Annotated in this window: 25 protein-coding genes; 22 read left to right on the top strand and 3 right to left on the bottom strand. The window is 51.5% G+C overall.

What is annotated here, in order from left to right:
• Positions 1-128 precede the first annotated feature (128 nt).
• On the bottom strand, positions 129-1,364 hold the full coding sequence (locus NYE70_RS02465; protein ID WP_341044913.1) for a nucleotidyltransferase: 1,236 nt from the start codon (positions 1,362-1,364) through the stop codon (positions 129-131).
• Between the two features lie 248 nt (positions 1,365-1,612).
• Here NYE70_RS02465 and NYE70_RS02470 point away from each other — a divergent pair, with 248 nt between their 5' ends.
• The 13 genes from NYE70_RS02470 to trhA all read left to right on the top strand — a co-directional run bounded on the left by NYE70_RS02470 (position 1,613) and on the right by trhA (position 15,146).
• Complete coding sequence (locus NYE70_RS02470) at positions 1,613-2,128, top strand: YceD family protein (RefSeq protein WP_211021311.1); 516 nt, start codon at positions 1,613-1,615, stop codon at positions 2,126-2,128.
• Positions 2,129-2,369: 241 nt separating this feature from the next.
• Entirely contained in the window at positions 2,370-2,543 is a 174-nt protein-coding gene (gene rpmF, locus NYE70_RS02475) for a 50S ribosomal protein L32 (RefSeq protein ID WP_211021312.1), read from the top strand.
• 240 nt (positions 2,544-2,783) lie between these two features.
• Positions 2,784-3,368, top strand: coding sequence for a transcription factor FapR (gene fapR / locus NYE70_RS02480; RefSeq protein ID WP_211021313.1), 585 nt, complete (start codon positions 2,784-2,786; stop codon positions 3,366-3,368).
• A 2-nt stretch (positions 3,369-3,370) separates the two neighbouring features.
• Positions 3,371-4,372, top strand: coding sequence for a phosphate acyltransferase PlsX (gene plsX / locus NYE70_RS02485; protein WP_211021314.1), 1,002 nt, complete (start codon positions 3,371-3,373; stop codon positions 4,370-4,372).
• Positions 4,369-5,355, top strand: a complete 987-nt coding sequence (locus NYE70_RS02490; protein ID WP_445323740.1) for a beta-ketoacyl-ACP synthase III — start codon at positions 4,369-4,371, stop codon at positions 5,353-5,355. The genes plsX and NYE70_RS02490 overlap by 4 nt, the downstream gene beginning before the upstream one ends.
• Before the next feature lie 47 nt (positions 5,356-5,402).
• Positions 5,403-6,347, top strand: coding sequence for an ACP S-malonyltransferase (gene fabD, locus NYE70_RS02495; protein ID WP_341044914.1), 945 nt, complete (start codon positions 5,403-5,405; stop codon positions 6,345-6,347).
• Positions 6,348-6,430: 83 nt separating this feature from the next.
• Positions 6,431-7,180 carry a 3-oxoacyl-[acyl-carrier-protein] reductase gene (gene fabG / locus NYE70_RS02500; RefSeq protein WP_211021518.1) on the top strand — a complete coding sequence of 250 codons (750 nt, stop codon included), beginning with the start codon at positions 6,431-6,433 and terminating at the stop codon, positions 7,178-7,180.
• A 66-nt stretch (positions 7,181-7,246) separates the two neighbouring features.
• Positions 7,247-7,480, top strand: coding sequence for an acyl carrier protein (gene acpP / locus NYE70_RS02505; RefSeq protein WP_018750834.1), 234 nt, complete (start codon positions 7,247-7,249; stop codon positions 7,478-7,480).
• A gap of 146 nt (positions 7,481-7,626) precedes the next feature.
• Positions 7,627-8,865, top strand: coding sequence for a beta-ketoacyl-ACP synthase II (fabF, locus tag NYE70_RS02510; RefSeq protein ID WP_211021317.1), 1,239 nt, complete (start codon positions 7,627-7,629; stop codon positions 8,863-8,865).
• Between the two features lie 12 nt (positions 8,866-8,877).
• Positions 8,878-9,585, top strand: a complete 708-nt coding sequence (gene rnc, locus NYE70_RS02515; RefSeq protein ID WP_211021318.1) for a ribonuclease III — start codon at positions 8,878-8,880, stop codon at positions 9,583-9,585.
• A gap of 252 nt (positions 9,586-9,837) precedes the next feature.
• Positions 9,838-13,410: a chromosome segregation protein SMC gene (smc, locus tag NYE70_RS02520; RefSeq protein WP_290405832.1), complete on the top strand. Its 3,573-nt coding sequence runs from the start codon at positions 9,838-9,840 to the stop codon at positions 13,408-13,410.
• Between the two features lie 24 nt (positions 13,411-13,434).
• A complete protein-coding gene (gene ftsY / locus NYE70_RS02525; RefSeq protein WP_211021320.1) occupies positions 13,435-14,436 on the top strand; it encodes a signal recognition particle-docking protein FtsY in 1,002 nt (333 codons plus the stop codon).
• A 62-nt stretch (positions 14,437-14,498) separates the two neighbouring features.
• Entirely contained in the window at positions 14,499-15,146 is a 648-nt protein-coding gene (trhA, locus tag NYE70_RS02530; RefSeq protein WP_213654098.1) for a PAQR family membrane homeostasis protein TrhA, read from the top strand.
• A 145-nt stretch (positions 15,147-15,291) separates the two neighbouring features.
• Here the strand turns inward: trhA and NYE70_RS02535 are convergent, their stop codons facing one another.
• The gene (locus NYE70_RS02535) at positions 15,292-16,182 is read right to left on the bottom strand and encodes an IS3 family transposase (RefSeq protein WP_341044902.1); all 891 of its coding nucleotides are present in this window, start codon (positions 16,180-16,182) and stop codon (positions 15,292-15,294) included.
• A gap of 11 nt (positions 16,183-16,193) precedes the next feature.
• The gene (locus NYE70_RS02540) at positions 16,194-16,532 is read right to left on the bottom strand and encodes a helix-turn-helix domain-containing protein (protein ID WP_213653792.1); all 339 of its coding nucleotides are present in this window, start codon (positions 16,530-16,532) and stop codon (positions 16,194-16,196) included.
• A 380-nt stretch (positions 16,533-16,912) separates the two neighbouring features.
• On the opposite strand from NYE70_RS02540, the gene NYE70_RS02545 reads away from it, so the two are divergent.
• The 9 genes from NYE70_RS02545 to NYE70_RS02585 all read left to right on the top strand — a co-directional run bounded on the left by NYE70_RS02545 (position 16,913) and on the right by NYE70_RS02585 (position 23,120).
• A complete protein-coding gene (locus tag NYE70_RS02545; RefSeq protein ID WP_211021322.1) occupies positions 16,913-17,266 on the top strand; it encodes a putative DNA-binding protein in 354 nt (117 codons plus the stop codon).
• 45 nt (positions 17,267-17,311) lie between these two features.
• Positions 17,312-18,688, top strand: a complete 1,377-nt coding sequence (gene ffh, locus NYE70_RS02550) for a signal recognition particle protein (RefSeq protein WP_213654099.1) — start codon at positions 17,312-17,314, stop codon at positions 18,686-18,688.
• A 63-nt stretch (positions 18,689-18,751) separates the two neighbouring features.
• A complete protein-coding gene (gene rpsP / locus NYE70_RS02555) occupies positions 18,752-19,024 on the top strand; it encodes a 30S ribosomal protein S16 (RefSeq protein ID WP_341044915.1) in 273 nt (90 codons plus the stop codon).
• 22 nt (positions 19,025-19,046) lie between these two features.
• Positions 19,047-19,277 carry a KH domain-containing protein gene (locus NYE70_RS02560; RefSeq protein WP_059053652.1) on the top strand — a complete coding sequence of 77 codons (231 nt, stop codon included), beginning with the start codon at positions 19,047-19,049 and terminating at the stop codon, positions 19,275-19,277.
• 72 nt (positions 19,278-19,349) lie between these two features.
• Positions 19,350-19,985: a hypothetical protein gene (locus tag NYE70_RS02565; RefSeq protein WP_341044916.1), complete on the top strand. Its 636-nt coding sequence runs from the start codon at positions 19,350-19,352 to the stop codon at positions 19,983-19,985.
• A gap of 30 nt (positions 19,986-20,015) precedes the next feature.
• Entirely contained in the window at positions 20,016-20,534 is a 519-nt protein-coding gene (gene rimM, locus NYE70_RS02570; protein WP_211021326.1) for a ribosome maturation factor RimM, read from the top strand.
• A 2-nt stretch (positions 20,535-20,536) separates the two neighbouring features.
• Entirely contained in the window at positions 20,537-21,346 is an 810-nt protein-coding gene (gene trmD / locus NYE70_RS02575) for a tRNA (guanosine(37)-N1)-methyltransferase TrmD (RefSeq protein WP_341044917.1), read from the top strand.
• Between the two features lie 196 nt (positions 21,347-21,542).
• A complete protein-coding gene (locus NYE70_RS02580; RefSeq protein ID WP_341044918.1) occupies positions 21,543-22,244 on the top strand; it encodes a class I SAM-dependent methyltransferase in 702 nt (233 codons plus the stop codon).
• A gap of 45 nt (positions 22,245-22,289) precedes the next feature.
• The gene (locus NYE70_RS02585; protein WP_341044919.1) at positions 22,290-23,120 is read left to right on the top strand and encodes a glycosyltransferase family 2 protein; all 831 of its coding nucleotides are present in this window, start codon (positions 22,290-22,292) and stop codon (positions 23,118-23,120) included.
• Positions 23,121-23,906: the final 786 nt, after the last annotated feature.

Below are 23,906 nucleotides of genomic sequence, written 5' to 3' on the forward strand. Positions count from 1 at the left end.
GGTTGCGGGAACCCGAAGAAGGAGGAACGGAGTGTAGGGTAACCTACATGAGTACCGGACTTCGAGGGTGAACGCAAGATTTGATGTCAAGTCAACTGCTTGAAAAACTTCGTGATCAAAAGCTGACCTTATAGCCGGATTGGTGGTTGTCGGTAATCCCGGAATAGATCGGACATCTCGCGTTTCGGCATGGCGGAAGCGTAAGCCGCGGAAGCCCGCAGGTCAAGCTCCAGCTGAGGATCGTCCAGCCCGGCGGCCCGGGTGACGACAGGAAGGGAGGAAGTGGTCTTCATCCGCTTCAGCAGCTCCTGTCCTTTGTCGCTAAACCCGAGCACACGCAAGTAACCGGGACCACCGCTCAAAGCTTCCGGAGTTAAGGCTGACCGGTGGTGCTGGAGCAGGACATGCAGCAGGGTGCGCTGCAGCTTGGTATGGGTGTATCGTTTGGTTTTGAGCTGCTTCAGAAGCTCGGTTACCGATGGGCTTTCCAGTCCCGGGAGCAGTTTTTTGATCCGGAATTGTAGCCCTTCGTTCATTTCGTGGTGATCGGCGAGCTCCTCGGGCGTGCAGAGGAGCAGCCGGTGGAACAGCTGTCGTTCGAAGCTGTTCCATGTGACGGGCCCGCGGCCAGCGGCAAATTCGCGGGCCAGGATATCCGCCGTGAGCAGCGGCAGGTAGGGGGCGGCGGCTTCCAGCCCGCCCTCGGCCAGCAGCGCCCGCACGGCGGTAGCGCTCGCGATCGCGGCGTCCGTCGGCGCCGCGTCGTGGTAGCCTGCGGCCCGCCGCCGCACCGTGAGCGGCGCGATGCCGCTCCGCAGCCGCCGCAGCGCGATCAGGTAGTGCAGCCCCAAACTGTTGTTGGGCTGCATCAGAAGCGCTCGCGCTGCGGCGGCATCGCCGCCGTCGCCGGCGCAGGTGCGCGCGGCGGCTGCGGCGTAGGCGGCGGGGTAGCTCGCCCCCGTGGCGAGCTCCTCGGCCACCGCCGCCTTAAGGGCGGCGCTCTCGTCCGCCAGCTGCCGGCTGAGCGGCAGCAGCGCCTCGAGCGCCCCGGCTTCGCTGCCGAAGCAAAGATGCGTCACGACGCCCGTCGCCTCAAGCAGGGCGACAGCGCCGTACGCAAACCATTCGGCCGGCTGCACCGCGTAAGCCACCGGCAACTCAAGAACGAGATCGGCGCCCAAATGCAGCGCCATCTCGGTTCTCGCCCACTTGTTCACGATAGCGGGCTCGCCGCGTTGCAGGAAGTCGCCGCTCATGACGGCGACGACCGCATCGGCTCCGGCCAGCCGCTTGGCCTCCGCAAAATGGAAGGCATGTCCGTTGTGAAGCGGGTTATATTCAACGATTAGTCCGACGGTATTCATGGTTCCACACCTTTTACTTTTGGAGGTTGTTCAAAAAGTCATCTTTTGATCACGAAGCATTTCAGGATCTTTAACCGACTTTTTGAACACGTATTTTAATTGAATTTACTTTTCTGTTTAAATAGTAATATACCATAAGAAGACGAATTGGCCGAAATGACCGCGATATAACAGGAAATGCCGCTGGACGGTTGACAAAACTTACTTAAAATCGGTATAATAATTTTTGTTTGTTTGGAGTGATATTCATGATTTTTCATTTTCGTCAGTTGGCTTCATCCGAGAAACCGTTGGAGATCCATCAGGAGCTTGATGTGAGCCGTGTTATCAAGGGACGCAAGGATATTACCGGAGCCGGACCACTTAAGGCCGATTTGCAGGCGGTGTCTGCTATGGGCGGTATAGTGAACGTATCCGGGAAGCTAACCGGGGAGTTGGACATGTCCTGTTCCCGTTGCCTGAAGCCCTTGACTCACAAAGTCGATATCAAATTTGAAGAAAGCTTCAAGCAAAGCGATCATCCCGAGGCAGAATCGCAGGGTGAAGATGAAGATATTCAAGTGGTGGCCGAAGATCAAGTCGATCTGGTGCCATACATCGAGGAATCTTTTCTTCTGAATCTGCCGTTTGCAGCTTTATGCAAGGAAGACTGCAAGGGACTTTGTCCCAACTGCGGAACCGATCGGAACGAGCGGGATTGCGGCTGCAATACGGAACGGATTGATCCACGTCTGGCCTCGCTCAGCGATTTTTTCAAAGAGTAAATTAATGCGTTATTGATGCAAATTCAAAAAATCAGGTTTTCAGCACCGAGAAGGTTGGATAAATCCAGGAACTGAGCAGCGGAGCGTAGGTGAGCCTACGTGAGCAGCGGAAGGTCCGGATGAATTCAAGATTCGATGCCGAATTAACTAACTTGTTGACTTCGTGATCAAAAGATGATTTTTTGAATTACCTCAAAAACAAACCGGAACCCGGGTTGACTTGAATAAGGAGGTGGGAACCATGGCAGTACCTCAACGGAGAACGTCCAAAACGCGCCGCGACAAACGCCGCACGCATTTCAAATTGGCTGTGCCGGGCATGGTAAAATGTGAACAATGCGGAGAAATGAAGCTTGCTCACCACGTATGCAAAGTATGCGGAACATACAAATCGAGAGAAATTATCAATCAATAATAGTTGATAATCCTCGAGAGACCAAATAGTATCTCATTTCGGTGAGATGCTATTTTTTTTGCCGAAACGGCCTTACGAGACTCTCAAAATAGGGAGATAGGCATTGCCCCTTTCTTTTTTTAGGGAGATGTTTTATACTTTTCCTTAGTACCAGGTTCTAAAATCAAGGTTTAAAATAAACATATAAAAATATAAATGTTTCATCCTGTTCTTTAAAAGGGGGGGATATCCATCGAACGCTTGCCGAAAAGGGCCAGGCAGCAACAGCTTATGAAGCTTATAGAAGAAAATCCGTTTGTTACGGACCAGGAGCTGACCCGGCAGCTTAAAGTCAGCATCCAGACGATTCGCCTGGACCGGTTGGAGCTAGGTATCCCGGAGCTGCGCGAACGAATGAAGCTGATGGCTGAACGTTCCTATGATCAGGTTCGTTCCCTGCCGTTGCACGAGGTGATCGGGGATATCGTCGATCTGCAGTTGGATAAGAGCGGGATCTCTATTTTTGAAATCCGTGAGGAGCATGTATTTTCGCGGACAGGCATCGCCCGGGGGCACCATGTATTTGCCCAGGCCAATTCCCTGGCCGTCGCGGTCATCAACGATGAGATCGCATTGACCTTTTCTGCGGATATCCGTTTTATCAGGTCGGTCCATTTAGGGGAAAAATGCATCGCCAAAGCTTATGTCCGCCCGATGTCCGGGAATAAGGGCAAAGCCAAGGTCGAAGTCTTCACCTATGTCGGTGAAGAAATGGTATTCCAGGGGAACTTCGTCATCTACCGTTCAACAGGCGATGACAATCCCATTCATGAAGGAGGAAATTAGGCATGCGAATCGCGATTGACGCGATGGGGGGAGACCATGCGCCGAAGAGTACGGTTGAGGGCGCTTTGGCGGCAGCCAAGGAATGGAGCGATATCGACATCGTTCTTGTCGGCCGCAAGAGCGACCTCGAGCCGTTGTTGATAAATGCACCGTCCAATCTTACGATCCACTCTGCCGAAGAGGTGATCGACGCGGAGGATGAGCCGGTAAAAGCGGTTCGCCGCAAGAAGGACGCCTCGATGGTCGTCGCCGGCCGCATGGTGCGCGAGGGCCAAGCGGATGCGATGATTTCGGCCGGTAATACGGGCGCCCTGATGACGACGGGCTTGCTCGTCGTAGGCCGGATGGAAGGTATTGAACGGCCTGCACTGGCGCCGATGATTCCGACGCTCGACGGGCGCGGCGTTCTCGCACTGGATTTGGGAGCGAACATGGACGCGAAGCCCGAACATTTGGCCCAGTACGCTCTGATGGGAAGTGTTTACCGGCAAAAGGTGCACGGTATTGCCAAACCCCGGATCGGACTGCTTAATGTCGGTACCGAGGCCAAGAAGGGTAACGAACTGACCAAAGCGGCTTATCCGCTGCTGGAAGAGCTGCCGATCGAGTTTGTAGGCAATGTGGAAGCCCGTGATGTGTTGACCGGAGCCTGTGATGTTCTGGTATGCGACGGTTTTGCCGGCAACATTCTGCTGAAGACGCTGGAGGGCACTGCTGGGGCCATGTTCTCGCTGCTCAAGACGGAATTCACGAAATCGCTCAAGAACAAATTGGCCGCGGCCGTGCTCATGCCATCGATGCGGAGCCTCAAGCAGACGCTTGATTACAAGGAGCATGGCGGCGCACCGTTGCTTGGACTTAGCGGTTTGGTTGTCAAAGGACACGGCTCGTCGGACGGAGAAGCGATCAAGAACGCGATTCGCCAAGCGCGAACCGCGGTTCAAAGCCGGTTGACGGAGAGCATATCAGAGGAAATCAGCGGGAAACAGGGGGCGGAATCATGAGTTTACGTTCGATAGGTATAGTCGGATTCGGGAAATATGTACCTGAAAAGGTGTTGACCAACGCGGATTTGGAAAAAATGGTGGAGACGAACGACGAATGGATCGTCTCTCGGACAGGTATCCGCGAGCGTCATATCGCGGCGCCGGAACAGGCAACCTCCGATCTGGCGTATGAGGCGGCCGTACGGGCGCTTGAATCTGCGGGTATGGCGGCGGAAGATCTGGAGTTGATTATCGTCGCGACGGTAACGCCTGACATGACGTTTCCTTCGACAGCCTGCATTCTGCAGGATAAACTCGGCGCCAAGAAGGCAGCTGCATTCGATTTGTCGGCCGCTTGCTCGGGCTTCGTTTACAGCATGGCGACGGCTAACGGTTTTTTACAAACCGGGATGTACAATAACGCACTCATTATCGGGGCCGATACTTTGTCCCGCATTACGGATTATACCGACCGCAACACCTGCGTCCTGTTTGGTGACGGAGCCGGAGCGGTCGTTCTTGGAGAAGTACCGCAAGGCCGGGGTTTCCTCTCATTTGACCTTGGCGCGGAAGGTGCAGGCGGCCCGCTCTTGAAGTTGGAAGGCGGCGGTTCGCGGTTGCCGGCTTCTCAAGAGACTGTGCAAGGCGGCAAGCATTTCATTTATATGAACGGCCGGGAAGTGTTCAAATTCGCGGTCCGCGTAATGGGCACGGCTACCGAGGAAGTGCTGCGCAAAGCAGGGAAGACCAAGGAAGATATCGACCTTTTCGTACCGCATCAGGCCAATATCCGGATTATCCAATCCGCGATGCAGCGGCTTGATTTGCCTGAGGAGAAGTGCGTTATCAATGTGGATAAATACGCGAATACGTCAGCGGCTTCTATCCCGTTAGCGCTCGTCGAAGCGGCTGAGGAAGGCCGGATGAAGGAAGGCGATACCGTCCTTCTGGTAGGCTTCGGCGGCGGATTAACCTGGGGAGCATCCGTGCTTGTCTGGTAATCAAATCTGGTTCTGATAATAGCGTGACAAGGAGTGCATAGACTAGTATGGGGAAAATAGCTTATGTTTTTCCGGGTCAGGGTTCCCAAAGCGTAGGAATGGGCAAAGATATGTATGACAGCGCGCCGGAGACTCGGCGTATGTTTGATCAGGCCGATTCCGTGCTCGGATTCCCGCTGACACGATTGATCTTCGAAGGCCCGGAAGGGGATTTGAAGCAAACGGCCAATACGCAGCCTGCGCTGCTGACTACGAGTGTCGCTTTATATGAGGCATTTGCGAGCAAAGGCTTCAAACCCGACTACATGGCGGGCCACAGCCTGGGCGAATACAGCGCCCTGACGGCTGCGGGAGCCATCTCGTTTGAGGATGCCGTAGCTACGGTGCGCGCCCGCGGCGAGTTCATGGAGCAGGCCGTGCCCGGCGGGCAGGGAGCTATGGCGGCCGTGCTGGGCGGCGAGCGGGAAGCTCTGGCTGGATTATGCGCGGACATTACGAGCGGCGGCAACGTCGTGGAACTGGCAAACATCAATTGCCCCGGGCAAATCGTGGTCTCCGGAAGCAAAGAGGGCGTGTCTCAAGTTGTGGAGCGAGTGAAAGAGATCGGAGCTAAGCGGGCAATCCCGCTGGAAGTTAGCGGACCGTTTCATTCTTCCTTGATGACTTCGGCGGCCGAACGCTTAAGTGAGAAGCTGGCGGATGTTACGATTCGCGATGCTTCTGTCCCTGTCGTTGCGAATGTGACGGCACGGCCCGCCCAGAGTGCTGGAGAAATCCCGGAGCTTCTCATCCGGCAGGTATACAGCCCCGTATTGTGGGAGGACAGCGTTTCCTGGTTAATCGCCCAGGGTGTCGATACGTTCATTGAATTCGGGCCGGGAAGCGTGCTGACCGGTTTGATCCGGAAAATCGACAAAAGCGTCCGTACCTTTAATGTGAGCAGCTTGGAAAGTGTGGAGCAAACAGCGGAAGCTTTGCGAGATACGGTTTGAAACCCACTGACAAGCCGATCCTTTTCTGGTATTTTATAGTTTAAGGTACCTCCGTAAGCTCTTGGAAAGGAGATGAATGAACGATGGCAAAAATCCTGGAAGGGCAGAATGCCCTGGTCACCGGCGCATCGCGCGGCATCGGCAGAAGCATCGCTCTGGCGCTTGCCGAGGCAGGAGCGAATGTAGTTGTGAACTATGCCGGGAATGCAGCGGCGGCTGACTCCGTTGTTTCCGAGATCGAGGCGCTTGGCGTGAAGGCATACGCCGTCAAAGCCCATGTAGGCAACAGCGAGGAGTTTGAAGGCATGGTCAAAGGTGTTCTCGAAGCATGGGGGCGGCTTGATATTTTGGTAAACAACGCCGGCATTACAAGAGATAATTTGATTATGCGAATGAAAGAAGAAGAGTTTGACGCTGTGATCGAAACGAATCTGAAAGGTGTGTTTAACGGTATCAAAGCCGTGACTCGTCCGATGATGAAACAGCGCTCGGGGCGGATTATCAACATTTCCTCCGTCGTGGGTGTCTTGGGCAATGCCGGTCAAGCCAATTATGTCGCTGCCAAAGCCGGAGTAATCGGTTTGACGAAATCGTCGGCGCGCGAGCTTGCTTCGCGGGGAATTACCGTGAACTGCATTGCTCCGGGCTTTATTGAGACGGATATGACGGAGCAGCTCTCCGAGGAGCTCCGTCAGGGAATGCTGGGAAGCATCCCGCTTGCCCGGCTCGGCCAGCCTGAAGAGATCGCCAAGGTCACTGTTTTCCTGGCCTCGGACGGCGCGTCATATATGACGGGGCAGACGCTTCACGTAGACGGCGGGATGTATATGTAATTTGCAATCTCGCTTCTGGCATTTTATTCTCAATTCTCGTATAATACCATGGAGGAGGTGAACCGGATGTCCGATGTATTGGATCGCGTAAAACGCATTGTGGTGGATCGCCTTGGTGCAGATGAAGCCGAAGTGACGCTTGAAGCGTCTTTCAAAGATGATTTGGGTGCTGATTCGCTCGATGTTGTAGAACTAGTTATGGAACTCGAAGATGAATTCGACCTGGAAATTTCAGACGAAGATGCAGAGAAGATCACGACCGTAGGTGAAGTTGTAAACTACATACAATCTCATACCTAAAGTCATCTTTAAAAGTCCCGTACCTCCTTATCAAGCAGGCGGGACTTCTCCTCATCTTAAGAGGGAAATTTCTTTGACCGCCGGTTGTTATTGGATGGTATATGGAATTTGATATTACACATGAAGTCTATACGAGGTGAGTGTGTTTGAAACATAGAGTGGTAGTAACCGGCATGGGTGCAGTAACGGCCCTCGGACATGATCTGGAGACGTTCTGGAGCAATCTTACGTCTGGTAAATCCGGCGTATCTTTGATCGAGTCCTTCGATGTCAGCGAATATCCGACGCAAATTGCCGCTTCGGTGAAAGACTTTAATCCCGAAGATTATATTGAACGCAAAGAAGCAAGAAAGATGGACCGGTTTGTCCAGTTTGCGGTGGCCGCGGCAACAAGCGCACTGAAGGACAGCGGTTTGAATATTGCCGAACAGGCTGATCCTGAACGGGTTGGCGTAATGATCGGCTCGGGCATCGGCGGCCTGGGCACGTGGGAGGATCAGCATAATATTTTGCTGCAAAAAGGTCCGAAGCGTGTAAGTCCGTTCTTTATCCCTATGATGATCGCAAACATGGCCTCCGGGCATGTATCGATCCTGTTCGGAGCCAAAGGTCCGAACAGCACGGCGGTGACTGCGTGCGCGACCGGAACTCATTCCATTGGTGATTCGTATAAGCTGATTCAGCGCGGCGATGCCGATGTGATGATTTGCGGCGGCGCGGAAGCAACGATCCGTCCTACGGGGCTCGCGGGCTTTTGTGCGATGCGGGCGATGTCTACCCGCAATGACGAGCCTGAGAAGGCAAGCCGTCCTTTTGATACAGAACGGGACGGATTCGTCATGGGCGAGGGATCGGGGATTCTTATCCTCGAATCGCTGGAGCATGCGCAAAAACGCGGAGCAAAGATCTATGCCGAGGTCATCGGTTACGGTCTCAGCGGCGACGCACATCATATGACAGAGCCGGATCCTAACGGACCGGAGCGCTGCATGAAGATGGCGATCCGCGATGCGGGCATCGATCCTAGCGAGGTGGATTACATCAATGCGCATGGAACATCCACCCCGGTCGGTGACAAATCGGAAACGATCGCCATCAAGCGTGCTTTAGGCGAACATGCATCCAAGGTCGCGATTAGTTCAACCAAATCGATGACAGGTCACTTGCTCGGTGCTGCCGGCGGCGTAGAAGCCGTCATCTGCGGTCTGACGCTGCAAAACGGTGTCATCGCTCCGACGATCAACCTGGAGAATCCGGACCCGGAATGTGATTTGGACTATGTTCCGAACGTAGCCAGAAAAGCGGATGTACGGGTGACCATGTCTAACTCCTTCGGATTTGGCGGGCATAATGCCACGATTATTCTGAAGAAATTCGAAGCATAAGGGGACAGTCTGTTGAGTGGAGATCTTAAGCAGTTACAACAAAAACTTCAACTGGCATTCCAAAATAAGCAGCTCTTGAAACAGGCCTTCACCCATGCGTCCTATGTGAACGAGCATCGGTTTAGCCAGCATGAGGACAATGAACGGCTGGAGTTTCTTGGAGATGCGGTTCTTGAACTGACGGTATCGGAACATTTATACCGGATTTTCCCGGATCGGCCTGAAGGCGAGCTCACCAAGCTGCGTGCAGCGATCGTTTGCGAGCCTTCCCTGGTCAAATTCGCGGAAAGTCTGGAATTCGGCAAATACGTTCTTCTTGGCAAAGGAGAAGAGTTGACTGGAGGAAGAACTCGTCCGGCTCTGCTGGCGGATGTGTTTGAATCCTTTGTCGGCGCGCTCTATCTTGACCAAGGCCTGGAGGCGGTAACGACATTCCTTCATAGTCACGTATTCTCCCAAATTATGCTGGACGGCAAATTGCAGACGACGGATTACAAGACGGAGCTGCAGGAGCTGACCCAACATCATAATATGGGCGTACTTGAGTATCGGATCGTCGAGGAACGCGGACCTGCGCATGAACGGGAATTCGTGTCCGAGGTATTCATGGAAGGACGCGGCCTGGGCCGGGGAACCGGCAGATCGAAGAAAGAGGCCGAGCAGCAGGCGGCGGCCGTTGCATTGGAACGGCTTAAACAAAGCGAGCAGAATCCTTCCTAACCGGACGGGTGGCGCTTCGTATGATGCCAGGCATAGATTAGGAAATGCAGCCTTAGTCGGTCTTTTTGGCCGGGTAAGGCTGTTTTTTGTTACATTCAGCACGAGTTCCGGTTACAAGTAAATTTATATGGCAGTCCGGGGGAATCGTTTAACTAAAATTCGGGCTAAATCCTGCTGCGGAATCTGTTTTCTTCGCCTGTCCTACGGGGCCGCGGGTATGATACAATAGTCGTTAGAGGTGATCGTGAACGTATGTTTTTGAAACGGATCGAGTTAGCAGGTTTTAAATCTTTTGCCGACAAGACGGAAATGGAATTCGTCCGGGGCATTACCGCTGTAGTAGGACCTAACGGCAGCGGAAAAAGCAACATCTCCGACGGGATTCGCTGGGTGCTCGGCGAACAGAGCGCCAAATCGCTGCGCGGCGGAAAGATGGAGGATATTATTTTCGCCGGAAGTGATGCCAGGAAAGCGGTAAATTACGGGGAAGTCTCCCTGACGCTGGACAATACCGACCATGCTCTGCCGCTCGACTTCAGCGAGGTAACCGTTACCCGCCGGGTTCACCGCAGCGGAGACAGCGAATATCTGATTAACAAGCAGTCTTGCCGGTTGAAGGATATTACCGAGCTGTTTATGGATACGGGGATCGGAAAAGAAGCCTATTCGATTATCGGACAAGGGCGGATTGAAGAAATTCTGAGCACCCGTTCCGAGGATCGCAGAGGTATTTTTGAAGAAGCCTCGGGCATAGTCAAATATAAGAGCCGGAAGCGCGATGCCCGGCGCAAGCTCGATGACACCGAACAAAATCTGCTGCGCATTCACGATCTGGTCAGTGAACTTGAGGATCAAATCGGCCCGCTTAAGGAGCAGTCGGATAAGGCTCACAAATACAAGGAACTGCGCGAGCAGCTGAAAAATAAAGAAATTTCGTTATATGTCCATCAAATCGAGCAAATTCATGAGACCTGGAGCGAGGCTAACAGCAGGCTGACCAAGCTGCAGGAAGAGCAGACCGCCTTGTCCACGATCGTGTCGGCCCATGATGCAAAGCTGGAAAGCGACCGGCTAGCGCTTCGGCAGGTGGAAGATCAGATCGAGGTTCTTCAGGGGCAGTTGCTGGAATACAGTGAAAGCTTCGAGAAGAGCGAAGGATTTGGCGAAGTGCTTAAAGAGCGTGCCAAGAACCTGACGCAGAACAGGGACCAGCTTCGGCAATCGCTCGCCGTCAGTGAAGAGCGTTATGCTCAGCGGGCTGCGGAACTGGACGGTCTGGCGACTAAATTCGCTGCTGCGGAGCAGCAACTTACGGAGCTGCGAACGGAGCTGTCGGCCGAGGAAGCAAAGCTTATAGGCGTTACCGGGGGTATCAGCCAGGCGCAGGAGGAGGGCCTTAAAGGCCAACTGCTCGAAATCATGAACCTGATGGCTCAAGCAAGGGGTGAGATACGTTCCGCCGATCAGCAAAAGGAAAGCGTACAGCGCCGGATGACCCGTTCCGAAGAGGAGGGAGCCAAATGGCGCGATGAGCTTGACCGGCTGAAGGGCAAGAAGAGCGAGCTTGAGCGTGTGCTGGAGCAGCTCGGCAAAGAAATCGCCGACTTGCGAGGCAAGTACATTTCCGAGAGCGAACGCTACCAGTCGATGCAAAGACTGGCGGAAGAGAGCCAGAACGGCATCCGGAAATGGGAACAGAAGCGGGAAGGACTAGTGTCCCGCCGCGATACGATGAAGGAAATGGAAGAGGATTTCGACGGCTTTGCTCTGGGGGTAAAGGAAGTCCTGAAGGCTTCCCGTAAATCAGCCTTGAGCGGGGTGCACGGCGCGGTTGCCGAGCTGATCCGGGTACCGGAGAAGCTGGAAATCGCCGTGGAAACGGCGCTCGGCGCTGCGATGCAGCACATCGTGATGGAGAACGAATCCGTGTCCCGGCAAGCGATCGCTTTCTTGAAGCAGCGCCAGCTGGGCCGAGCGACGTTCCTGCCGCTCGACGTGATCCGGCCGCGGCAAATTTCGGCCGCTGATAAGCGCCAAATGGAGGATGCCGACGGCTTTGTCGGCATCGGTGCGGAGCTTGTTGGCTTTGAGCCGAGATACGCCGATATCGTTGGCAGCCTGCTCGGCAATGTGGTTTTCGCCAGCGATCTGGAGCGGGCGAACAAGATGGCGGCGCGCTGCCAGTACCGGTTCCGCATCGTGACGCTGGAGGGTGATGTTGTCAACGCCGGCGGCTCGATGACCGGGGGCAGCCAGCACAGAAAGAACAGTAACCTGCTGGGCCGGAAGCGCCAGCTGGATCAGCTGGCAGGGGACATCAAAGAGAGCGAAGATATGCTGGATAAACTCCGCAAAGGCCTTAAAGATGTCCGCGAACAGATGGAGGCGGCGGAACTTGAATTGGATCGCCTTCGTGAAGCTGGCGACAACAAGCGTACGGAGGAGCAATCCATAGCCGGCGACTTGAAGCAGGTCGATCATGAATGGAGACATGTTTCGGAACAATTCCAGCTATATGGCCAGGAAAAGGGTCATTACCTCAAGGAATTGGAGGATCTGGACAAGAATAAGGCGGACGCTGAAGCGAAGCTGGCGGAACTGGAGAAAGAAGAGCAGACTGTCCAGCAGTCCATTCAAGCCGCCGAGTTTGCGCGTAAAGCCAATGAATCGGCCAAAGAAGAACTGCAGGATCTTCTCACTGGTCTTAAAGTTCGCGAAGGCAAGCTGGATCAGGAAGGCTTTTCGCTCCGCGAGCAGCTGCGGCGCGCCGAAGAAGATTGCGGCATCCTGAAACAGGAGCTTGATCAGAACCGCAGCATTTTGCAGTCGATCGAGTCTGATTTAAAACAGAATGAGCGGCAAAGCGTAACCCAGCGCCAAGATCTTAACGATTTTAAATTGAAGAAGGAACGCGCCGGCGAGCAATTGGAATTGGAACGGGCCTCCCGCTCCGTGCTCGTGAAGAAGCTGGAGGAAGGCGAAAGCGAAACAAAAGAGCAGCGCCTTGGGCTGAAAACGGTCGAAGAACAACTGCGTCAAACCGAAATCCAAGCCAATCGTCTCGATGTGGAGCTGGATAATATTTTGCGCAAGCTCGGCGACGATTACGAACTTAGCTATGAGCGGGCCAAGATGCTTTATACAGTGCCCGAGGATGTTCCGCAGACTCAGGCGGACGTTAAGGAACTGAAGCGGCAGATTACGGTGCTGGGCGAAGTGAATTTGGGCGCCATCGAGGAATATCAGCGGGTCGGCGAAAGATACCAGTTCCTGAGCGAGCAAAAGAATGATCTGGTGGAAGCGAAAACGACGCTGTACCAGGTCATCAAGGAAATGGACGACGAAATGTCCAAACGATTCAAAACGACATTTGATGCGATCCGCCGCGAATTCGTCATCGTATTCTCGAAGCTCTTCGGCGGAGGACGTGCCGATCTCATCCTGATCGATCCGGAGAATCTGCTCGAAACCGGGATTGATGTCGTAGCTCAACCGCCGGGCAAAAAGCTGCAAAACCTGCAGTTGCTTTCGGGCGGAGAACGCGCCTTGACCGCCATGGCCCTGCTGTTTGCCATTCTGCAGGTTAAGCCTGTGCCGTTCTGCGTGCTCGACGAAGTGGAGGCCGCGCTGGATGAAGCGAACGTGGTGCGGTTTGCCCAATATTTGCGTGAGTTTTCCGAACAAACCCAGTTTATCGTCGTTACGCACCGCAAAGGAACGATGGAAGAAGCGGACGTCCTCTACGGGGTAACTATGGAAGAGGGCGGCGTGTCGAAGCTCGTATCCGTGAAGCTCGAAGACGAGGAAACGATGGAAATCGCTTGATGAGAATATACTAGGAGGGAACCTATGAGTTTCTTTAAAAAACTAAAAGAGAGCATCGCCTCCAAAACCGAGTCGGTAACTAAACAGTTCAAGGACGGACTGGAGAAAAGCCGCAAAGGGTTTGTGGAAAAAGTAACCGAGCTGGTGACGCGGCGCAAAAAAATAGACGAGGAATTTTTTGAGGAGCTTGAAGAAATTCTAATCGGTGCCGATGTCGGCGTGAATACGGTAATGGACCTGATCGATGAGCTGCGTTCCGAAGTGAAAAAACGCCGGATCGAAGATGCGGCAGAGCTTCAGCCGATCCTGTCCGAAAAGCTCGTGGGGCTGCTGCGCGGAGACGAGAACAATGACTTGAAGCTGAATCCCGATGGAATCACCGTCATTCTGTTTGTAGGTGTCAATGGAGTCGGTAAGACGACGACGATCGGGAAGCTTGCGCACCATTACAAGCAACAGGGGAAAAAAGTGATTATGGCGGCAGGAGACACGTTCCGTGCCGGTGCGATCGAGCAATTGGAAGTTTGGGGCAATCGGGTCGGCGTAGATGTCATCAAGCAGCAGGCCGGTTCCGATCCGGCCGCGGTGATGTTCGACGCGGTTCAGGCAGCCAAGCAGCGCGGAGCGGACATTCTGCTATGCGATACGGCGGGCCGCTTGCAGAACAAGTCCAACCTTATGGAGGAGCTGAACAAGATCTTCCGCGTCATTCAGCGGGAGATTCCGGGCGCTCCGCATGAGGTTCTCATGGTGCTTGATGCTACTACCGGCCAAAACGCGCTAAGCCAGGCGAAGCTGTTCGGCGAGAAGAGCGGCGTCACAGGCCTTGTATTGACTAAGCTGGACGGTACGGCCAAGGGCGGGATCGTCATTGCAATCCGCCAGGAACTGAGTTTGCCGGTGAAGCTTGTCGGCCTCGGCGAAAAGATGGAAGACCTGCAGAAGTTCGATTCCGAGCAATTCGTACACGGCTTGTTCGCCGGTTTGATCAAGGAAGAGGAAGAATCCGAGGAAGAGCAAGTGTAACCGTTTTGGGCTAATGTCCATATGTTTATAGAATAATGAGATCAAAAAAAGGAGGCGAAATGATGGCCAATACGCATACTTATCCACGCCGGGAGGAGATCGCTAATGCGATAACTCATGGGATCGGAGCGCTGCTCAGCTTGGCGGGACTGGTGCTGCTGATCGTCTTCTCCAGTATGAAGGGTACGGCCTGGCATGTCGTCAGCTTTACGATTTACGGGGTGAGTATGCTGCTGTTGTATTCGTGTTCGACATTGGTACACAGCTTCAAAGAGGGCAAGATTAAGGATCTGTTCGAATTTTTCGATCATTCCTCTATCTATATTTATATCGCTGGAACGTACACTCCGTTCTTATTGGTAGCGGTCCGCGGCCCGCTTGGCTGGAGCTTGTTCGGGATCGTCTGGGGGATTGCCTTGCTCGGTGTCGTGTTTAAAGCCTTCTTCGTCAAAAGATTCCTGTTCATGTCTACGATCTTCTATCTCATCATGGGGTGGCTGATCGTGATTGCCTGGGGTCCGTTAGTGGCGGCCGTGCCTAATCCGGGCATTGTGCTGCTGGTTACCGGAGGGCTTCTCTACACGCTTGGCACCGTGTTTTATGTGTGGCGTGCGTTTCCTTATCATCACGCCATCTGGCATCTGTTCGTCCTTGCGGGCAGCGTGACGCATTTCTTCGCGATCCTGCTGTATCTTCTCCCGCATCGATGAGAGAGGTGAACAACCACTGGAGCTTATGCTCCGGTGGTTGTTGCTTTTTTTGTAGCACTGTTGTAACTTGATTGGATAAATTCCAACGATCCGGCCGGGCCCCCGAATATTGGACACTTTAGGATCAAACCCTGGTTACACGCAGTTATACGGCAATTTTAAATGCAGTTACTTCGTTTTTCTCTAACTTTTCTATAAATTGAGCAGGGGAGTAGCCGTATAAACTCATGTGAATTCGGCGGTTATTATAGAAGTCCATGAATTGGTCAAGAACATCGAATGCTTCTTCAAAACTCATAAAGATATGGCATCTGAAACACTCTCGTTCCAAGATGCTGTGAAACGATTCAATATACGCATTTTTGTTTGGCGTTCGATTCGGTGTTCTTTCATGGATCAGCATTTCGTTGTTTTCAAAAAACGCTCTGAACTTGTGGCTCTTGAATTGCGGACCATTGTCGGTACGCACTACGAGTGGCGTTCCTTGCGTGTACACACTTCTTTTTAAAAGAGCCTTGTGCAGAGTAGTAAGCAAGTCTTCTGTCTTGGATTCCTTGCCACGGTACTGTCCAACTACGCTACGATCGTATACATCTATAATGCTTGCAGTGTAAAAATACCGCTCCAGGCCAGCGATGAAACCATACTTAATGTCCATTTGCCACAATTGGTTTGGACCTGTTACTTCCATGTTGTTCGCTAGTCTGCGCGGATAGGAGTGTTTGGGTTTTACAGGCTTGCCTAGGATACCAAGTTCTTTGCAGAGCCTGTACACCTTCTTTTTGTTAATCTTAAGGTTATGTTGCCGGCGTAAGGCGATGGTCAGCTTTCGGTATCCGTAGGTGTGTTCCTCGCCTTCCAACAGCTTTATAATCAGGCGTTTGATTCGTGTATCTGTCACTTTCTTCCCTTCAAAAGTATAGGAATATCCCGATACAGGACGGCCACCTTTAGGTGCTTGTTTAGGGCTCGTATGCTTGAGAGAATAGTAGTAAGTAGAATGCGGCACACCACAGATCCTAAGCACGGGACGCACCTTGTAGCCTTTCAGGATCCATTTTCGGGCCACTTGAATTGGATGTGTGGATACTTTTTTTTTACAAGTTCTCGCAGGATCGCTATCTCAAGTTCTTTCTCACCAAGAAGTTTAGCTGCCTGCTCATATTTCTGTTCCCATTCCTGGGCAGTCTGTGGATTAAGGTTATTCAGGTCTTTCTTCTTACCCATCGTTATCTCCACCTCATCTCGGTATTGTTTTACCCATTTGTATAAAGAGTAGGGGGAGATACCATGTTTTCGAGCGGTTAGTGCCACATTCCCCCGGTCCAGTGCTTCCTCGACGACCTGTATTCGCAGCTCATCGAACTTACTGTGCTGAACTCTCATTCGAACTACCTCCAGCTAATTTTTATTGTATATCGTTTAGCCTGAAAGTGTCCAAGGTGATTAGGGGGCTTTATAGGATCTCTCGTCAGAACGGCCCGATTTCAAGGAAGCATTGGATAAATGCCAACGAGATTCCATGAATCAATGCTTGGGGGCGGATTTATGCTTAACTCGTTGGATTATTTACAATCAAAAGGCATGGAAATACAAAAACAAGCAATATAGTTGGATAATCTCCAACGAAGCATGCCATCACAGCAACCTTTTCAAGTGATTGCAGATGTTAAGGGAATTTACTTGACAACGGGTTCTCCATTCGGGTATGATAGGAAACGTTGATGCGCTGTAAAGTGTTTTTCCTTGACGGAGGGGGTGCCCAGATGAGTCAAGAGAATAGGCTTGAGAAGACAAACCGGATCAACCTGTTGTTTGATTTTTACGAAACTTTGCTGACTGAGAAGCAGCAGACATTTCTCAAATATTATTTTCTCGATGATTTTTCCTTGGGTGAAATCGCCTCGGAATTTGAAATCAGCCGCCAGGCGGTTTATGAGCATATCAAGCGGGCGGAAGAGATGCTGGAAGTTTATGAAGACAAGCTCGGCTTAGTCCGTAAGGACGAAGAGCGCAGCGAGTTGCTTGCAAGACTGGGGAAAGTGCTAGAGGACAGCGAGATGTCCGCTTTACATAAAGAAACGGCCAAACAGCTCCTGCGGCAAGCTGAACAGCTGTAGCATTGGCGGCTGGATTTTAGACAATGGAACGGAGGTGACCGGGGAATGGCTTTTGAAGGATTGACAAATCGATTGCAAAGCGTGTTTAGCAAGCTTCGCGGCAAAGGTAAAGTTTCAGAGGATGATGTAAACGAAGCGATGCGCGAAGTGCGTCTGGCCTTGCTGGAAGCGGATGTCAACTTTAAAGTGGTCAAGGAATTTATCGCCAAGGTGAAAGAGAAAGCCGTTGGCAGCGAGGTCATGGAGAGCTTTACGCCAGGCATGGTAATCATCGACATCGTAAACAAGGAATTGACCGATCTCATGGGCGGCAGCCAAGCCAAGCTGGCCAAGAGCAACCGTCCGCCGACCGTAGTCATGATGGCGGGTCTGCAAGGTGCCGGTAAGACGACGACTTCGGCCAAATTGGCCAAGCTGCTTCTGAAGGGCAACCATCGTCCACTCCTGGTAGCCGGGGATATTTACCGGCCGGCTGCGATTAAACAGCTGCAGGTGCTGGGCGAACAGATCAAGGTACCTGTATTTACGCTTCCGGAAGGCAACAGCCCGGTTGAAATTGCACGTCAGGCTTTGCAGCATGCAAAGGATAACGGCAATGACTACCTGCTGATCGATACGGCGGGCCGGCTGCATGTCGACGAGGCTTTGATGGAGGAACTCCGTCAAATCCATGAAGTGACCAAGCCGGATGAAGTACTCCTGGTCGTGGATGCCATGACAGGTCAGGATGCGGTAAACGTAGCCGAGAGCTTCAATCAGCAACTGACACTGACCGGTGTCGTACTCACGAAGCTGGATGGCGACACCCGAGGCGGCGCGGCCTTATCGGTTAAAGCCGTGACGGGTTGTCCGATCAAATTTGCCGCCCTCGGCGAGAAGATTGATGCGCTCGAACCGTTCCATCCGGAACGGATGGCTTCCCGGATTCTGGGCATGGGCGATATGCTGTCCCTGATCGAGAAGGCGCAGTCCAATATCGATGCCGAGAAAGCTAAGGAAATGGAACGGAAAATGCGCAATGCGGAATTTACGTTCGACGATTTCCTGGAGCAGATGGACCAGGTGAAGAAGCTTGGACCGCTTGACCAGATCATGGACATGATTCCGGGCATGGGCAAAATGAAACAGATGAAAGACATCAAGGTCGATGAGAAGCAAATGGGCCGGGTGGAAGCCATCGTTCATTCCATGACCAATCAGGAGAAGCAAAATCCTGACATGATCAATCACAGCCGCCGCAAGCGGATTGCCGCAGGCAGCGGGACTACGCTTGCGGATGTAAACCGCTTGATCAAGCAGTTCGACGAAATGCGGAGAATGATGAAGCAGTTCTCCGATATGATGGGACCTAAAGGCAAAGGTTCGAAGATGATGAAGCAGCTCGGCAAAGCGGGCAAAGGCATGAGATTTCCATTCCGGTAACAGGACCTTACCTTGCCGGATGAAATATAAGCATGGATTGATTTTTTAAAGGAGGTGAATTTCGTGGCAGTTCGTATTCGTTTGAAACGCATTGGTGCTCATAAAGCTCCTTTCTATCGTATCGTGGTGTCGAATTCCCGTTCCCCGCGTGACGGCCGTTTTATCGAGGAGATTGGTTTCTACAACCCGGTTGCTGAACCGGCAGTAGTTAACATCGACGAAGAGAAAGCTTTGAAATGGCTGCAAGACGGTGCACAAGCATCTGATACCGTTCGCAACCTGCTCAGCAAAGCGGGCGTAATGAAGAAATTTCATGAGCTTAAGCAGCAGAAATAATTGCTGATTCGGAGGGTCTCATATGGAACAATTAGTCGGCGTTATTGCGAAGGCTCTTGTTGATCATCCGGACGATGTCCGTGTGGAGGTCGTGGAGAAGGAACATCTGATTGTGTATGAACTTTCCGTACATCCCGATGATGTAGGTAAAGTGATCGGCAAGCAGGGAAGAATCGCCAAGGCACTCCGCACGGTTGTAGCATCGGCAGCCGTTAAGATGGATAAGCGGGTTACCGTGGACATTCTGTCTTAAAGCTATACGAAAGAGGGTTAGGATGTTTGTCCTAACCCTTTTTCGTACATGCTGAAGCTGGGGAGGAACGGAATGAAAAAGAGATTTGGATTGTGGGCGTGGACCAGCTGCATTCTGCTGGTATGCTTGCTGGCCAGTCTTTATTATAATTTTAAAGGGTTGCCCTACAAAAAGGCACAGGACCAAAGTTATTCAGCGATGATAAATCAGTCGTTCGGTAATGGATTGAAAAATGCGTTGACGGAAACCGATATGGTCATTGAAAGTTTAAGAGATCGTGCATCGGATGCCTCGGTTATGCAACGTCTGGGCATTTTGTCGGCAAATCTAAAAACGGTGGAGACCGCTTTTATATCCATGGATCCTGCTTTTGCAGCACAGGGCTCTTCCACCTATTTAATGTACAATGTAATGACGGATTATTATAACTTTGTCCAACAGGATGTGGCCGAAGAAATCAATAATCATATGTTGGATAAGGATGAAGGGCGTAATAAGATTATCAGGGCTATGGAAATGATGACTGAGGATCTTACCGAGCTTCATCGCCAGTTTCCTGAGGATGAGGTCATCATGTGGAGACCTGCCCGAATGGAAGCGGAATGGCGGGAGACGGTCCGCAACATCGTATTGCGTAAAGATCAGCTCGATTTATATGAACGGCTGAAGATTAAATACGGCTTCGATGCGAATGATAACGCTTCGTGAGGAAGCCAGAACAATGCTTTGGAGGTAATTATGTCGGAATCATTATTGTCAGTTGGAAAAATAGTGAACACGCATGGAATTCGCGGCGAACTGAAAGTGCTGCTTCAAACGGATTTTCCTGAGGTGCGCTTTGCACCGAAGGCAAAGCTGATGATGACACACCCGGAACGGGGCGAGCAAATCTCGGTTACGGTGGCTGCTGCTCGTCCGTATAAGCAGATGTACATCGTAAAATTTAACGAGTTCGACAATATCAATGAAGTAGAAAAATTTAAAGGGTTCGAGTTAAAGGTATCCAAGGACAATTCCGTTGAACTGCCGGAAAATGAATACTATTTTCATGAAATCATCGGTTGCCGCGTTGTGAATGAAGCAGGTGAAGAAATCGGGGTTATCGAGGAAATTTTGCGTCCCGGCGCCAATGATGTATGGGTGGTTAAACTCCCGTCGCGCAAAGAACTGCTGCTGCCTGTCATCGATGACGTTGTGCTGGATGTGGATGTAAAGGCTAAACTGGTCAAGATCCACCTGATGGAAGGACTGCTGTAATCATGCGGATGGATGTATTAACCCTGTTCCCGGAAATGTTTGACGGGGTATTTCACAGCAGCATTCTTGGAAAAGCCCAGGAAAAGGGGATCGTTTCTTTAAATGCGGTCAATTTTCGGGATTATTCCGGAAATAAGCATGGAACCGTCGACGATACGCCCTACGGGGGCGGAGGCGGCATGGTGCTTAAGCCGGAGCCGATATTCCGGGCTGTCGAGGACTTGCTGTCCAAGAGCAACGAAAGAACAGGTGAGCAGCTTCAAACCACTGCTGATGATTCAATCCCTGCCGTAGTCGCGACTGAATCCCAGCGACCTCCACGCGTCATTCTGATGTGTCCCCAAGGGGAGCCGTTCTCTCAGCGGAAGGCGGAGGAATTGGCCGGCGAGGATCATCTGATTTTTGTTTGCGGCCACTATGAAGGCTACGATGAGAGGATTCGGGAGCATTTAGTGACGGACGAACTATCGATCGGTGACTATGTTCTGACCGGAGGAGAACTTCCGGCCATGGTCATGATCGACAGCATTACCCGTCTCTTGCCTGGTGTGCTGGGGAATGAAATGAGCGCGGTAACCGATTCGTTCAGCACAGGATTATTGGAATACCCGCATTATACCCGTCCGGCCGAATTTCGCGGCTGGAAGGTGCCGGACATCCTGCTGAGCGGCCATCATGCCAATGTTGCCGACTGGAGGCGCAAAGAAGCACTGCGCCGTACCTGGCAGCGCCGTCCCGATCTATTGGAAACATTGGATTTATCCCCGCAGGATATAAAATGGCTTGAAGAGTTTCGGAATGAGACTAAATAATTGAATTACTCGAGCGAATAGAGTTTATTTATAAGGGACCGACAAGAAGGACCGCGGCATTGCTGCGGTTCTTTTTTGTGTTCAAAGGGAATAGGACGTCGTTTGGAATACATACGATATGATATTTCCCGATTAATTTAGCGAGGGCTAGGGGAAGAGTTTTGTGTTGCTCGCAAGGGAGATATGGAGGTGACGGATGCATCGATTTTGGGAAAAGGTGATTAAGCCTTTGATTTTATCGGTACAGCCGAAAGTGATCGTAGAAATAGGTTCCTTCACAGGAATGAATACGTTCAAACTACTGGATTATTGCCGTTATACCGGAGCCAAGTGCGTGGTGATTGATCCCGCTCCTTTGTATGACGTCCAATTAATGCAGCGTTATTACGGTGATACAGTCAGCCTGTACGAAACCTTGAGTCTGGAGGCACTTCCCCTAATCGGGGCATATGACATGGTATTAATCGACGGGGATCATAATTGGTACACCGTTTATCATGAGCTAAAGCTTGCAGAGCAGATGGCCCAAAGAGAAGGGCTTCCTTTTCCGGTCACGGTGCTTCACGATACGGGCTGGCCCTATGGAAGAAGGGATATGTACTACTCTCCGGAAACCGTCCCTGAAGCTTACCGGCAGCCATGTAAAAAGAAGGGGTTACAGCGCGGCTACACAGGGCTTTTGGAAGCTGGAGGTTTCAACAGTACGGTTCATAATGCGGTTCAGGAGCATGGTCCTAAAAACGGCATCTTAACGGCGATCGAGGATTTTTTGATGGAGACGGAGCACGCTTTGTCTTTTTACGAACTATCATCAAATAACGGGTTGGGGGTTATTGTTCCGGATAACGAACGGCTGCGAGGCTCGGTCAAATATATATTGGACTCATCGGGTCTATGAGAATTGTCCTCAGTGGCTCTATCTAATGTGAAAGGAGTAAACCTTGTGGTACTTGTTTCCATCTTAATTTTGACCAAGAATCGGCTGGATTTGACAAAGCGTTGCATAGAAAGCGTCTTGAAGCACACACCAGAACCTTTTGAATTTGTGTTTGTTGATAACGATTCCGATGACGGGACTCCAGATTATTTGAGGTCTTTAAATTTTGGAAAGGTTATCCGCAATAAAATAAACCGGGGATTTGCCGGGGGGATCAATCAGGGATTGCGCGAAGTTAGCGGGGATTACATCCTGCTGTTAAACAATGATACGGTCGTTACCCCGCATTGGCTTGGTAAGCTGTTGGCCTGTATTGAACGTGATCCGAACATCGGGGTAGCCGGACCTATGTCATACCACGTCGCTCCAATTCAGCGGGTTTCGGACGGGGGACCTGATGGTCTGGAGGAACTTGATGAGTATGCGGAACGAAGGGGAATACAATATGCGGGGAAAGGCTTTTATGGTCATAAATTAACCGGATTTTGCATGTTAATCTCATCGGATGTGGTGAAGCGGATCGGCGGATTTGATGAGCGCTTTTTTCCTGGCAATTATGAGGATGACGATTTCTGTATCCGGGCCCGTATCGGCGGGTATCGACTTTGGGCAGCGGAGGATGTGTATGTCCATCATGAAGGTCATGGGACGTTCAAGGTACTATCAGAAGATTATCGGACTTTATCGCTTCAAAATGCAGAGCGTTTCCGTGAAAAATGGAATGTAGGGCGGTCCGCCTATGAGATTGATGTGTTTGGATACAATCCGTCGGACGTTGTGGAGAGGGAGACTTTCTTCGATCCGGCAAGGTATTTTATTGCTTTGAAAGATGGTTAATGGTTGCATGAAACAAGATTTTTGCGCTGAAAGTTTCACGTTAGGAGGAGTAGAAGAATATGTTGGCATTAGTATGATTTAACGGTCTGTCGTGAAAAAGATAAAGCCCTATTTCAAATGAAATGGTTGAGGTGAAGTGAATGCCTACTGGAGGGCGAAGGCGGTCGGTCAGGATCAGGAGGAGATATAGACTAAGGGGCCGTCGAAGGTTGAGTTTTATTTTTACCCGTTGGGTATCCCGGTTTGTAGCAGAGATTCGGCCGCTTTGGCCTAATATAAATGTGGAACAGACTCAGGTTGTTTTTCGCCGGATGCGGAGGCTTCAAGGCTTGCTTATTCTGATGCCTTTTACATCTAAAGAGAAACGATTGATTTTTAATGATGCAAGGCAGTTATTGGCTGTTCAAACCCGCTTTTCTATTCCCGAGTTTCATATTCGATTACAAAGATTCATCACCACGATATATCCGTTTGTCGAAAGATTAAGCGGCAGGAGCAGGCAGGCTAGAAGTTTGTCTAATGAGCTCCGTATGTTTATGGAAAGGGCAAATGACAACGGATCCGATAAAATGGCGGGAATACAACCCTCACCGGCTGAAAATAATACAGCACCTCAGGTAATCCTGCCAGTCGCAGAACCCCCAGACCCCGCTGCTCCCACACTCACCATCCCAAAACCAAACCCTTCCGTTTTAGTGAATTTATTAAATAATCTACCTTCCTATGTGATAAATACGGCAGTGAGTCCTGACCCGGCTAGCCAGAGTCGATTAAATAATGTTTTAA

The organism is Paenibacillus sp. FSL R5-0407 (genome assembly GCF_038009185.1).
In the GTDB taxonomy this organism is placed as follows: Bacteria; Bacillota; Bacilli; order Paenibacillales; family Paenibacillaceae; genus Fontibacillus; species Fontibacillus vini.